Annotated in this window: 9 protein-coding genes and 1 pseudogene; 8 read left to right on the top strand and 2 right to left on the bottom strand. The window is 67.4% G+C overall.

Annotation, left to right across the window (positions count from 1 at the left end; genetic code table 11):
- The 5 genes and pseudogenes from DFR24_RS24725 to DFR24_RS24720 form a co-directional block, all read left to right on the top strand.
- Positions 1–431, top strand: a pseudogene (locus tag DFR24_RS24725) (hypothetical protein); the annotation flags it as partial.
- A gap of 158 nt (positions 432–589) precedes the next feature.
- Entirely contained in the window at positions 590–1,492 is a 903-nt protein-coding gene (locus DFR24_RS11500) for a CheR family methyltransferase (protein ID WP_133881394.1), read from the top strand.
- 1 nt (position 1,493) lies between these two features.
- The gene (cheD, locus tag DFR24_RS11495; protein ID WP_133881393.1) at positions 1,494–2,123 is read left to right on the top strand and encodes a chemoreceptor glutamine deamidase CheD; all 630 of its coding nucleotides are present in this window, start codon (positions 1,494–1,496) and stop codon (positions 2,121–2,123) included.
- 115 nt (positions 2,124–2,238) lie between these two features.
- Positions 2,239–3,297 (top strand): protein-glutamate methylesterase/protein-glutamine glutaminase, encoded by a 1,059-nt coding sequence (locus tag DFR24_RS11490; RefSeq protein ID WP_133881392.1) that lies wholly within the window; start codon positions 2,239–2,241, stop codon positions 3,295–3,297.
- Between the two features lie 17 nt (positions 3,298–3,314).
- Entirely contained in the window at positions 3,315–4,631 is a 1,317-nt protein-coding gene (locus DFR24_RS24720) for a methyl-accepting chemotaxis protein (protein ID WP_133881391.1), read from the top strand.
- Positions 4,632–4,940: 309 nt separating this feature from the next.
- Here the strand turns inward: DFR24_RS24720 and DFR24_RS11480 are convergent, their stop codons facing one another.
- Complete coding sequence (locus tag DFR24_RS11480; protein ID WP_162851162.1) at positions 4,941–6,233, bottom strand: EAL domain-containing protein; 1,293 nt, start codon at positions 6,231–6,233, stop codon at positions 4,941–4,943.
- 218 nt (positions 6,234–6,451) lie between these two features.
- Positions 6,452–9,514, bottom strand: coding sequence for an Rne/Rng family ribonuclease (locus tag DFR24_RS11475; RefSeq protein ID WP_133881389.1), 3,063 nt, complete (start codon positions 9,512–9,514; stop codon positions 6,452–6,454).
- 463 nt (positions 9,515–9,977) lie between these two features.
- On the opposite strand from DFR24_RS11475, the gene DFR24_RS11470 reads away from it, so the two are divergent.
- Genes DFR24_RS11470 through DFR24_RS11460 form a run of 3 tightly spaced genes read left to right on the top strand, consistent with a single transcriptional unit; the run spans position 9,978 to position 13,020 of the window.
- On the top strand, positions 9,978–10,946 hold the full coding sequence (locus tag DFR24_RS11470; RefSeq protein ID WP_246051599.1) for an RluA family pseudouridine synthase: 969 nt from the start codon (positions 9,978–9,980) through the stop codon (positions 10,944–10,946).
- On the top strand, positions 10,946–12,358 hold the full coding sequence (locus tag DFR24_RS11465; protein WP_133881387.1) for a hypothetical protein: 1,413 nt from the start codon (positions 10,946–10,948) through the stop codon (positions 12,356–12,358). Before DFR24_RS11470 ends, DFR24_RS11465 begins: the two co-directional genes overlap by 1 nt.
- Positions 12,355–13,020 (top strand): HAD family hydrolase, encoded by a 666-nt coding sequence (locus tag DFR24_RS11460; RefSeq protein WP_133881386.1) that lies wholly within the window; start codon positions 12,355–12,357, stop codon positions 13,018–13,020. The genes DFR24_RS11465 and DFR24_RS11460 overlap by 4 nt, the downstream gene beginning before the upstream one ends.
- Positions 13,021–13,078 lie beyond the last annotated feature (58 nt).

Below are 13,078 nucleotides of genomic sequence, written 5' to 3'. Positions count from 1 at the left end.
TCGTGACGAGCGTGAAGCGCGTGACGGACATCATGGCCGAGATCAGCGCTGCATCGCAGGAGCAGAGCCAGGGCATCGAGCAGGTCAACCAGACCATCACGCAGATGGACGAAGTCACTCAGCAGAACGCAGCGCTGGTCGAAGAAGCCAGCGCGGCGGCCCGGTCGCTCGAGGAGCAGGCCGGTGGCCTGAGCCAGTCGGTCGACACGTTCAAGCTCGCCGACGACGCCGCGCCGCAGCACGTAGCGGCACCGCGCCAGCCGGCCCGACCGATCACGGTGGCGGCCAGGCCCGCTGCGCGTCCGGTGGGCAAGCCGGTTTCCAAGGCAGCGGCGCCGATCGCCCGACGTACCAACGGCGCATCGATGAACGGCAAGCACGCCCCGGCCGCCTCGGCGGAGAAGGGTGGGGAGCAGTGGACGGAGTTCTGAGCTTCGGCAGCCGTCATCCAGACGTCGAGCGTGCCTCGTTCTGCGAGAGCCCCTCACCCCGGTTGCGGGTACCGGAGTGACTCGATGTCCCTCCGGTATCAGGAACCGCCTCTCCCCGCTGGCGCGGGGAGAGGGAGCAAGGCAGCGACGAGAACCTCATGGCAGACGGAACCACCCCAGCCGAAGCGCGCGACTTCGTCTTCACCGCGCGCGATTTCGAACGTGTGCGCAAGCTGATCTACGGCAAGGCCGGGATCGCGCTCGCGGAGTCGAAAGAGGAAATGGTCTACAGCCGTCTGGCGCGACGGCTGCGCGCGCTGCGGCTGGATTCGTTCAAGACCTACCTGGACGGACTCGAGGCCGGTGGCAGCGAACAGGAGTGGCAGGACTTCACGAATGCGCTGACGACCAACCTGACGTCGTTCTTCCGCGAGGCGCATCACTTCGATGCGCTGCGCGACTTCCTGCGCCAGCAGCCGCGCGACAGGCAGGTGCGCATCTGGTGCTCGGCGGCGAGCACCGGCGAGGAACCGTACTCGCTGGCGATCACCGCCTGCGAGGCCTACGACAGCCTGACGCCGCCGGTGGCGATCCTGTCCACCGACATCGACACCAACGTGCTGGCCACTGCGGAGCGTGGCGTCTATCCGCTCGACCGGATCGAGAAGATGAGCCTGGAGCGCAAGCGGCGCTTCTTCCAGAAAGGGCAGGGCAGCACCGCAGGGCAGTGTCGCGTCGTCGAGCCGCTGCGCAAGCTGCTGACGTTCCGCCAGCTCAACCTGCTCGACGCGCGCTATCCGATGAAGGGGCCGTTCGACGCCATCTTCTGCCGCAACGTGATGATCTATTTCGACAAGCCCACGCAGCTGTCCGTGCTCAAGAAGATGGTTCCGCTGCTGTCGCACGACGGCCTGTTCTTCGCCGGCCACTCCGAGAGTTTCTTTCACGCCGCCGACGTCATCCAGCCGATCGGCCGCACGATCTACAAGCGCAGCGCGCGCAACGCGCACGAGGCCGCCGCATCGGGTCCGGTTGCAGCACGAGCCCATCGGGTGAGCTGACGTGTATCTGATCCGCAAGGCTCGCAGCGAAGGCCCATCGGCCGAGCCGCAGGGCTACTTCGATCCGAAGTTCAACGCACAGGCCCTGAAGGTGCTGCCCGGCGAGTACCTGGTGGTGCAGCGCGACGTGATGCTGGTGACCGTGCTGGGATCCTGCGTCTCCGCCTGCATCCGCGATCCTCTGGCGGGCGTCGGCGGCATGAACCACTTCATGCTGCCGGACGCGGGCGGCGACGGCGCCACCAGCAGCTGGGGCAACGAATCCGCCCGCTACGGCAGCTACGCGATGGAAATGCTGATCAACGATCTGCTCAAGCACGGCGCTTCCCGCTCGCGACTGGAGACCAAGGTCTTCGGCGGTGGCGCCGTGCTGGCCGGGTTCACCGCCAACAACGTCGGCGAGCGCAACGGGCGCTTCGTGCTCGACTACCTGCGCAACGAGGGCCTGATGGTCAACGGACAGGATCTGTTCGACGTCTGCCCGCGACGCGTCCATTACTTCCCGAAGACCGGCAAGGTCATGGTCAAGCGCCTGCCTTCGGCCAACGACACCGAGGTTCTCGCGAGCGAGCGGATGTACCGCTCCCGTCTGCAGGAATCTCCGACGACGGGTTCAGTGGAGCTTTTCTGATGCGCATGAAAAACGAATTCAACGCAAAGGCGCAAAGCTCGCGGGAAAAAGCGACAAACCACTATCGTCGTTTGCCACCTTTGCGCCTTTGCGTTGCAGCTTCCGGAGCTCGCCCATGAATCGCATCAAGGTCCTCGTCGTTGACGACTCCGCGCTGATGCGCAAGCTGCTGACCGAATTCCTGGAGCGCGATCCGCAGCTCGAGGTGGTCGGCGCTGCGCCCGATCCGCTGGTGGCGCGCGACAAGATCAAGCAGCTTTCGCCCGACGTGCTGACGCTGGACGTCGAGATGCCGCGCATGGACGGCCTCACGTTCCTCGAAAACCTGATGCGACTGCGGCCGATGCCGGTGGTGATGGTGTCGTCGCTGACCGAGCGCGGCGCGGAGACGACCCTGCAGGCGCTGGAACTCGGGGCCGTCGATTTCGTCACCAAGCCCAAGATCGACCTGGAGGCCGGCATCCGCCAGTACGCCGACGAGCTGACCGCCAAGATCAAGGCGGCGGCGCGCGCGCGGGTGCGTGTCGTCGACAAGTCCGGCGTCAGTGCGATCCGTCCTTCACCGCGCAAGATGCTGCGCACGACCGAACGCCTGATCGCGATCGGCGCTTCGACGGGTGGAACCGAGGCGATCAAGGACGTGCTGATGGGCATGCCGGCCGATGCGCCGGCCATTGTCATCGCGCAGCACATTCCGGCCGCGTTCTCCGCCCCGTTCGCCGCGCGCATGGACCGCTGCTGCGCGATGCGGGTCTGCGAGGCCACGGACGGACAGCAGATCGTCCCGGGCCACGTCTACATCGCGCCGGGCGACTGGCATCTGCGCGTCGTGCGGGATGGCGCGCGCTACGTCTGCCGGCTCGATCAATCCTCGCCGGTGAACCGGCACCGGCCGAGCTGCGACGTGCTGCTGAAATCCGTCGCCGAGAACGCCGGCACCAACGCGATCGGCGCGATCCTGACGGGCATGGGCGACGACGGCGCGCGCGGGCTGCTTGCGATGCGCGAAGCCGGTTGCCACACGATCATCCAGGACGAGGCGACCTCCGTGGTCTGGGGAATGCCGGGTTCTGCCTTCAAGCTCGGCGCCGCGGAACAGGTCTTGCCTCTACCGCGTATCGCTGACGCGCTGCTCGACCTCTGTGTCGGAACTCCGGCGCGTAGCGCGGCCTGATCTCGCGGAGAGTCATCTTGAGCACGAAATCCCTCATCGAATCCTTCTGGCGCGTCCTGGCCGTCCCTTCCGCCGCCACGGCGGCACATGTGGCGGTGCAGATCGGTGGTGCGCCCAACTCCGTCGCCATGCCGGCGGCTGCCGCAGCGCTGGGCGCCTGGGCCTGGGCCTGCTGGCGCCTCGCGGACCGCGCGCACCAGGCCGAAACGGCGGTGGTGGCGCAGATCTCCCGCGACGGCGAGCACCGCTACCGGCTCGACGAGCTGCGTAGCGGGATCACCGTCGAGGCCGGCGGCGTCCGCCAGGAGGTGGATCGTGTGAACGGCCTGATGCGGGAGGCCATCCGTGACCTGACGCGTGCCTTCGGCCGCATGAACGAACAGGCGCAGCGCCAGTCGCAGGCGGTCTCGCAGGTGCTGTCGCAGACCGGGCGCGGCGGCGCCGGCGGCGCGCTGGACGTGCGCCAGTTCGCGCAGCGTGCGGGCGCCCTGATGGAGAACCTCGTCGGCGTGATGTCGGAGGCCAGCCACCAGAGCGCGCAGAGCGTGCAGCGCATCGACAGCATGGTGAAGCACCTCGACGCCATCTTCGAACTGCTCGGCGACGTCAAGACGATTGCCGACCAGACCAACCTGCTCGCGCTCAACGCCGCCATCGAGGCGGCACGTGCGGGCGAGGCGGGACGCGGATTCGCAGTCGTCGCCGAGGAAGTGCGCAATCTTTCCGAGCGCTCGACCAGTTTCAACGAACAGATCCGCAAGCTCGTGTTCTCGTCGAAGGACGCCGTCGCGCAGGTTCGCGAAACGGTCGGCCAGCTGGCGAGCCGCGACAGCGGCACCACCGATCGCGCCCGCCAGGAAGTGTCGACGCTGCTCAGCGAAATGGAGAATCTCAACACGCTGCTCAACGAGGGCATGCGCGAGGTTTCCGGCGCTGGCGACCAGATCCGCGAGGCCGTCGGGCAGGCGGTGCGCTGCCTGCAGTTCGAGGACATCGCCACGCAGGCCCTGGGATCGGCGATCCGCCATGCGGGCCGCATCGAATCGGTGGGCGCCGAGGCCGGACGTGTGCAGGCTTCGATGCCGCATGCGATGACCGCTCCGATGCACATGCAGCCGGCCGCCGTCGCAGCACCGCAGGCGATGATGTCAGCACCGCCGCCGTCGCCGGCACCCTCGGCGCCGATCGTGTTCAGTGCTCCGGTTCCCGGCGCGCCGGTCAACGGTCACGCCCACAACGGTGCCAACGGAAAGGACGCTCTCGACTGGCGTACGCCGGTGCACAAGCCGGTCGCGCAGGAGACGTTGCAGGCTGGAGCGGTGGAGCTGTTCTGAGGAAGCTTCGCTCCATCCGGTCCATCGTCTGTTGCGGGCGGTGATACACGGCATCCCTCGGCACGCCTCACCCGGAAAAGCCGTCGTGAGGCACGCGGGATGAGCGGAACGAGGGACGAGCCGCACGCAGGAGAGGTGCGCAGGAGGTCTCGCACGCTTTCACGCAAACCCGATCGCGCTCATCCCGGGTAGCCGGCGCACGCAGCCAGCAGGCGCACCGAGCCGCGCTGGCCGCAAGTTCACTTCCGTCCGAGCGCGTCGATCGGCGAGCGGTGGCGGTCAGACCGGCGAATCGCCGCAACGCGGCCGTCAGAGGGCGAGCAACTCCAGCAGCTTCTCCGGCGCCACGGCGGGATAGAACAGCCAGCCTTGCGCGTAGTCGACGCCGATCTTCTTGAGCGCTTCGAGCTTTCGCGTGTCGTCGACGAATTCCGCCACCGTCTTCTTGCCGGTGACCTTGGCCACGGTGTGGATGGCGCGCGTGATCTCCTGCGAGACCGCGCTCTGCGCGATATCGCGCACGAAGCGGCCGTCGATCTTCACCTCGTCCACCGGCAGGGAGTTGAGATATCCGAACGAACACAGGCCGGATCCGAAGTCGTCGAGGCTGAAGCGGCAACCGATGGCCTTGAACGCGCCGATGACCTCGGCGGCCACGTCGAGGTGTTGGATCGCGGCGGTCTCGGTGATTTCGAAGCAGAGCTTGCCGGCAGGCAGACGCGCGTTCCTGACGTCCCGGTAGAGATCGTCCATGAAGCGGCCGTCGACGAGGCTGGCGCCCGAAAGGTTCATCGACAGGCCGTGGACGCGATCCAGGATGGCGGGCTGCGTGTCGAGCCAGTCGAGCAGGAACGTCGAACTGAAGCGATCGAGCTCCGCTGCGAGACCGTAGTTTTCCAGCGTTTCGATGACGCCGGCCGCGAGCGGCATGTAGACGCCGTTGCGCTCCATGCGGATCAGGAACTCGGCCTTGGCCAGGCGTGGTTCTTCGCCGCTGATGTCCATGATCGGCTGCGCGTGCAGACTCAAGCGCCCCGCTTTCATCAGGCTGCGGAATTCGGTGACGGCGGACGGACTGTAGATCGGCATTTCCACCACGCCGCTGCCGAAGCGGACGATCTGGTTCAGGCCGCGACGCTTTGCCAGCACGCAGGCTTGCCCGGCCTCGGCGAGGACGCGGGTCCAGTCGTCTCCCTGACGATAGATCGACAAGCCGAGCGAGACGCCGACGCGAGCGGGTCCCACGGCGGAGTCGTAGTGCAGCTCGCTGAGCAGATCGCGTAGCTGGGCGGCTTCCTCTCCTGCAGTCTGCGTGTGGTCCACCGCCTTGGCGGCGACGAACTCGTTGCTCCACAGGCGGCTGGTGACGGCCTTGCCGGCACTCCATTGCTGGAGGGCATGTTCGACGCGACGGATCAGGCGGTCGCCTTCCGCGGCGCCGGAGAGCCGGTTGATGTCGCGCACGTTGCGCAGATCGATGTGGATCAGCGCGGCCAATGCGCCGGGCGACCACGTCGACAACTGGCGCAGGACGATCTGATGGCGCGAGGCGTGCGCCTCGCCGGCAAACGGCATTCCCGTGATGACTGTGTCGCCGTCCATGCAGGTCTCGCGAAGATCGGGCCGGATGGCCCGCCGGGGGAAACACGCCCAGTGGCCCGCCGGCTTGGCGACGGAATGTCGCGGTGCGGTGTAGAGGCCTGCAGGGTTCATTCCAGCCCCAGGCGGAGGGCGATGACGGTTTTCGGTCACCGCCTTCGCCAACGAAAAACGCCGGCACGCATGGCGTGCCGGCGTCGATGGAGCGTCTGGCTGGATCCTCAGGCGTCCCGGCGGGTCTCGACCTGTTCGAAATCCTCAGGCGACGAAGGCGCCACTTCCGCCACTTCCGGTTGCGGCTCGGCAACCGCGACGGGCGGGGTCACGACCTCGACCTCGGCGACGACCGCAACGGGGGCCGGCTCGGCGGCGACCGCTGCCGGGGCCGGCTCCTCGTGCGCTTCGACGGGCGGCGGCGGGAAGCGCGTCTCGACCTGCTCGAAACGGTTCACGAAGCTGCGCACCTGCGTGGCCGTTGCTTCGGGCGCCGGGGCGGCGGCCACGATCTTCGGCTCCACGACTTCGGCGGGCGGTGCGGCCACGTGCGCCACCGGCTGCGGCTCGGCGACCTGGACCGACGGTGCGGCCGCAACCGCTTCTTCGGCCTCGTGCAGCGGCAGATCCAGCGTGCGCACGAACGGCGGGGGTGCTTCGACCTGAGCCGGGGGTGCGCTGTGCGCCGCCTCGGCCATCTGCAGTTCGCGTGACGCGTCGCGCGCGACCTCGAACGGATTCGCCGTTTCGGATGCCTCCGGCGAGGGAGCTGCGGCCTCGAACGGGCTGGCTTCGAACGGATCGTTCTCCGCGCGGACGATCGACGGCGACTCGCTCGTGGCCTCGGGTGCCGCGATGCGATCCGACGGGGCCAGCTCGGTGGCTACGAAGCCGGCTGCCGCACCTCGACCCAGCGCAGCGGCGAGGTCGGCCGGCAGCGAATCGCGCGTGATCGCGGAATCCGATGCTGCGTCCTCGGCGCCTGCCTGCGTCGGCGCGCTTTCGCCGCCTTCGCCTCGACCACGACCACGACGGCCGCGACGACCACGACCCTGACGCGGGCCACCCTCGGCGCGTTCACCGTTGCCGGCGGGAGCACCCGCGCCGGACGCGGCATCGCGTTCATCGCGCTCGTCGGATCCTTCCTCGACGACCGGCGGCCGGGGCGGCTTGGGCGTCTGCGGTTGCTGGGGCTGCTTGGGCGGGCGCGGCTGCTGCGGATTGCGCTGCTCGTTGGGCTGGCGGTCTTCGCGCGGCCCCTGCGCGCCATCACGCCGGGGTTGCTGCTGCTGCGGCTTGTTGCCGCCACCACCACCGCCACGCTCGCGATTGGCGTCGCGCGGGGCGTTCGGGGTGGCTTCGACCTTGGCATCGCGATTCGAGTCACGACCCTGCTCGCGGCGGGCATCGCCCCGATCCGGACGGCGATCGCGGTCACCACGGCGTTGTTCATCGCGGCGGCCGCCGTCACGGCGCTGATCACCACGCTGCGACGGGCGGCGCGACTCGTCGCGCGCCTGCTTGGCGTTGTCGTCGGCCTCGATGACCTTCTTGGCCTTCTTTTCGCGCGGCCGCGGCATGAAGCCGAACAGCCACAGCAGGCGGGCGAAGAATCCTTCCGGCGCGATGGGCGCCATCGTGAACACGGGCGCCACGACCGGTGCGGCGACCGGCGCCTCGACGATCGGCGCAGGCGCCGACGGCAGGATCTGCTCGACCGCAGGCTTCGGCGTGGGCTTGGGAGGCGTCTTGCCGTCGGCAAGGTCCTCTACGGCCTCGGCTTCGAAATCCTGCGCCAGCTCGTGGCTGACGCCGCTGTTGGCTTCCAGCGCGAGCTGATCGCCGCGCACGCGGCGCAGTTCGTAGGCCGGCGTCTGCATCGTCGGATTCGGGACGATGGTGATCGACACGCGGTTGCGGCCTTCGATCTCGCGCACCTGGGCGCGCTTCTCGTTGAGCAGGAAAGTGCCGACGTCGACCGGCAGCTGCGCGATGACGCGCGCGGTGCGGTCCTTCATCGACTCTTCTTCGATCAGGCGCAGGATCGAAAGCGCCAGCGACTCGACCGAGCGGATCTGGCCGCTGCCTTCGCAGCGCGGGCAGGAGATCTGGGTGTGCTCGCCCAGGCTCGGGCGCAGGCGCTGACGCGACATCTCCATCAGGCCGAAACGGGAGAGGCGTCCGTACTGGATGCGCGCGCGATCGATCTCGCAGGCGCGCTCGAGGCGCTTCTCCACGTCCTTCTGGTTGCGCGCGCTGTTCATGTCGATGAAATCGATCACGATCAGGCCGCCGAGGTCGCGCAGGCGAAGCTGGCGGGCGATCTCGTCCGCCGCTTCCAGGTTGGTGTTGAACGCCGTCTCTTCGATGCCGCCGCCGCCGGTGGCCTTGGCCGAGTTGATGTCGATCGACGTCAGCGCCTCGGTGCGGTCGATGACGATCGAGCCGCCGGAGGGCAGGCGGATCTGGCGTTCGTGCGCGAGTTCGATCTGGCTTTCGATCTGGTAGCGCGAGAACAGCGGGGTCTCGTCCTTGTACAGCTTCAGGCGGGCGAGCTGTTGGGGCATCACGGCCGCCAGGTGCGTGCGCGCCTGTTCGTAGACCTCGGGATTGTCGACCAGCACCTCGCCGATGTCCGGGCGCAGGTAGTCGCGCAATGCACGCAGGATGATGTTGTTTTCCTGATAGATCAGGAACGGCGCGCGCTGTTCGCGGGCGGCGTTGTCGATGGCGGTCCAGATCTCGACGAGATAGTCCGCGTCCCACTGCAGTTCCTCGGCGGTGCGGCCCACGCCATTGGAACGCACGATCACGCCCATGCCGTCCGGCAGGTTCATCGCGTCGAGGGCGGCCTTGGCCTCCTCGCGCTCGTCGCCTTCGGCGCGGCGGGATACACCGCCCGCCTTGGGGTTGTTCGGCATCAGCACGAGGTAGCGGCCGGCGAGCGAGACGTAGGTCGTCAGCGCCGCGCCCTTGTTGCCGCGTTCTTCCTTCTCGACCTGGACGATCAGCTCGAGGCCTTCACGCACGAGGTCCTTGATCGGACCCTGGCCGTTGACGCAGCTGCGCGCGATTTCCTTGATGGGAAGGAAGCCGTGGCGTTCCGATCCGTATTCGACGAAGCAGGCTTCGAGCGAAGGCTCGACCCGCGTGATGCGACCCTTGTAGAGATTGCCCTTCTTTTGTTCTTTGGAAGCGAGTTCTATGTCGAGGTCATGTAGTTTCTGGCCATCGACGATGGCCACGCGCAGCTCTTCGGCCTGCGTCGCGTTGATCAAGATACGTTTCATTTGAATAGCGGTCTGGTTGAGAGCTCGACCGCAAGGCAAGGGATGAACGGGTAGGCGCGTGAGGCGCGTCTTGTCGTTGTGACCCGAAGCCTGGCAGGAGCCCAGGTTTCTGGTACTGGCCGCGATGCACCGCCGGTTGACCGGGCTGGCGCACAACGTGTCCAACCGCCCGCATAGCGGTTAATCTAGTTTTCGCTCGCGGGAGGCTGGCAGCCATCGTGTTTTATTCCTATCACGGGCGGCGCATCGCAAAACGCGGTTCACCGGGTGACAAACTCCGGTAGCAGGGATACCTAAGCCTCGGAGTGCCAAACATATTGCCACAGACCCGGTTCTGTTGGCACAGGACCGATCCAGGGGCTAGGGCGACATTCGCGCCTCGAGGTCCCCGGACCCCGCTTTATCTTCAACGCCATCACCCCGGGTCACCATGACGCCGGACCGCTCCAGACCAAACCACTCCGTGACGACTCCTTCCAAGCCCGTAGAACCCAAGACCGGCGTGCGCCACGCCAAGGCCGGTCCCCGCGAAACCGGGCAACGTATCGACAACTACCTGCTGCGTGAGCTGCCGGGCGTACCCAAATCCCATGTTTACAGGCTGTTGCGATCAGGGCAGGTGAGGGTCAACGGAGGCCGGGTCAAGCCCGAACGCAAGCTCGCCGAGGGCGACGAGGTCCGCATCCCGCCGGTCCGGATGGCCGAGAAGGGCGAGACCGTGAGGCCGCCGGACGAGGTCCTGAACCGGCTGCGCGCCGCCGTGATCCACGAGGACGAGCATTACCTGGCGCTCGACAAGCCGGCCGGTTACGCCAGCCACGGCGGCAGCGGGCTGGCCTACGGGGTCATCGAGGCGATCCGCGCCTGGGAGAAATACGAGTTCGTCGAGCTGTGCCATCGGCTCGACCGCGACACCAGCGGGGTGCTGTTGCTGGCCAAATCCCGCGCAGCCCTGCTGCGGGCGCAGAAGGCCTTCAAGGAAGGGACCACCGAGAAGCGCTACTTCGCGCTGGTGGTCGGCCGCTGGAAAGGCGAGGACCGCGATGTCGATGCGGCACTGGTCAAGGCGCAGCTCGACAACGGCGAGCGCTACACCGAGGTCGACGACGAGGACGGCAAGCCCTCGCACTCGCGCTTCTCTCCGCAGGCCCGCTACCGGGACGCCACGCTCTGCGAGGTCCAGATCTTTTCGGGCCGCACACACCAGATCCGCGTGCATGCGCTGGCGCTGGGTCACCCCGTGGCCGGCGATCGCAAGTACGGCGATCGCGGATTCGACAAGGCGATCCGGGACAAGGGACTCAAGCGCATGTTCCTGCACTCCCATTTCCTGAAGCTCGCCGCCGACGGGGCGTTCTCCAAGCTGCTGCTCAGCGCCGCGATGCCCGATGAGCTGCGCGACGTGCTGGCTCGCCTGCCGGGAGTCCGCTGATGGCCGGTCATATCCTGCGCGTCCCGGGGCAGACGCGCCGCAAGCCGGGCGTGGTGTTCCTGTGCGTGTTCGTGCTGCCGTTGCTGGCCTGGGGCAGCTACAACTGGTGGGACGAGCCGTTGACGCCGACCGCGCAGACGCTGCTCGACGCCAAGCCCGAAGCGGTGCCCGACTCCGAGAACCTGTTTCTCGCGATCCTGGGCTTCTCGATCTCCGGTGAAGAGCCGGCCCATGAACGCGGCGCTGCGGCGCTCGATGCCTATGCCGGGATCGTCGCCAAAGGCGGCCGGCCGCTGCCCAAGACGTATGCCGAGGCCCTGGACCGGCCGTTCGCCGCTTTCGATGAAGAGAAGGTGGTCCTGTGCAGCACGGGGACCGTGGAAGGCGCCTACCACTGCCTGCGCAACAGCCGGGCGCAACGGGAAGGATTCCAGCCGCTGGTCATGCGCCTGAGTCCGCTGCTGCTGCGGTATCACGAACTCGAGACGTATCCGCGCTACGTCGACCCGCGCGTCACGACGGCCGACGATCCGATGGACAACCTGGCGTTCCGGGTGGGTCTGGTCAACCTGTCGGTATTGGCGCTCGCGGCCGAAGAAGGCTCGGTGGAACCTGCGGTCGTTGCGCTCGGACGGTCCGCTGGCGTGTGGCGGCGCGTGCTTGCGGCGCGCAACGTCAGCCTCGTCGACAAGCTCGTCGCCTCGCGTGCCTACGCCGCGCATCTGCTGTTCGCGTCCGAACTGATTCGCGAGCTGCCGACGCTGGAGGGCCCGGGGCTGGAATCGATCGAGTCGATCGTGCGGCCTTTGCAGGGTGCGGAAATCAGCCTCGCCGGTCCGTTCGCCTCCGAGTTCAGGATGCAGGCCGCGCTGTGGGAGCGCATCAGCAACCCGGACGATCCGGTAGTGCGCAGGGATTTTCCCAGTGCGCAGTCCTGGTGGTACCGGTTGCTGGTGAAGAAGAACGAAACCACGCTGCGCAGCCTGGCCGATCTCGAAGCGATCCTCGCGATCGAGAAGAAGGGTTGCGTCGACGTGAAGGCGGCCGTCGAAAAGGCGGAAGCCCTGCCGCCGCCTTCGGGCTCGGGCCTGCGCTGGTACGAGTGGGGCTACAACCCGATCGGCCGCCTGATGCACGCGAGCGCGGACAGCCGCCGCATGTACACCCAGTACCTCGGTCGCCAGTGCAATCTGGTGGCCCTGCAAGGAATGGTGGGCCTGCAGCTCGAACTGCGGCGCAATGGCGCAACGACGGATTCGACACCGGCCCAGATCAAATCGCTGGGTGAGCGATTCAAGGATCCGAACACGGGGCGGCCGTACGCCTACGACGCCAAGGCCCAGACGCTGGGCTTCAGCTTCATCGGCAAGAACAAGGAATTCTCCACGCCGCTGCCGTTGCGAGCCCCATGACGTCGGCGGCGCGGCGGTTCGACCTGCTGATCTTCGACTGGGACGGCACGCTGTCGGATTCCGAATCCCTGATCGTGCGCAGCATGCAGGCGGCGATCACCGATCTGGGCCTGCCGCCGCGCAGCGATTCGGCGATCGGAGAGCTCATCGGCCTGGGCATGACCGACGGGATGCAGAAGCTGTATCCCGAGATCGATACCGGCGAGCTGATCAAGCTGCTGATGGGCTATCGCGCCACCTTCGCCGGAAAGCCGCACAACGAGGCGCCGTTGTTCACCGGCACGGAGCAAGCGCTCGTCGAGCTGGCGCAAAGCGGGCTGACCTTGGCCGTCGCCACCGGCAAGCCCCGTCCGGGCCTGGAGCGCTCGTTCAAATCCCACGCGTCGATCCGGTCGCTGTTCGCGGCTACCCGTACTGCGGACGAGACCGCCAACAAGCCGGATCCGCTGATGCTGAGCGAGCTGCTCGATGAACTGCGCGTGCCGGTCGAGCGGGCGCTGATGATCGGCGACACCGAGTACGACGCGGCGATGGCGCGCGCGATCGGCATGCCGATGCTGGGCGTGACCTGCGGCGTGCACGCGCCGCAGCGGATTCTTGCGGCCGGCGCGATGGCGCTGATCGAATCCGTGGCGGACCTGCCGCGTTGGTTGAGGGGCTGAGGCGTCCGCCCCTCCCCGTAGCCCGGGTGAAACCCGGGGTTTTTCTCTCTGATCGGAG

Origin of the sequence: Panacagrimonas perspica (assembly GCF_004364935.1) — a bacterium.
GTDB lineage: Bacteria > Pseudomonadota > Gammaproteobacteria > Nevskiales > Nevskiaceae > Panacagrimonas > Panacagrimonas perspica.
This window is presented reverse-complemented; position numbering and strand designations above follow the sequence as displayed.

Excerpts from the sequence above, each read along its gene's own strand:
- DFR24_RS11500 (WP_133881394.1), top strand. The coding sequence starts at position 590 with ATGGCAGACGGAACCACCCCAGCCGAAGCGCGCGACTTCGTCTTCACC.
- DFR24_RS11490 (WP_133881392.1), top strand. The coding sequence starts at position 2,239 with ATGAATCGCATCAAGGTCCTCGTCGTTGACGACTCCGCGCTGATGCGC.
- DFR24_RS11480 (WP_162851162.1), bottom strand. The coding sequence starts at position 6,233 with ATGGACGGCGACACAGTCATCACGGGAATGCCGTTTGCCGGCGAGGCG.
- DFR24_RS11475 (WP_133881389.1), bottom strand. The coding sequence starts at position 9,514 with ATGAAACGTATCTTGATCAACGCGACGCAGGCCGAAGAGCTGCGCGTG.
- DFR24_RS11465 (WP_133881387.1), top strand. The coding sequence starts at position 10,946 with ATGGCCGGTCATATCCTGCGCGTCCCGGGGCAGACGCGCCGCAAGCCG.
- DFR24_RS11460 (WP_133881386.1), top strand. The coding sequence starts at position 12,355 with ATGACGTCGGCGGCGCGGCGGTTCGACCTGCTGATCTTCGACTGGGAC.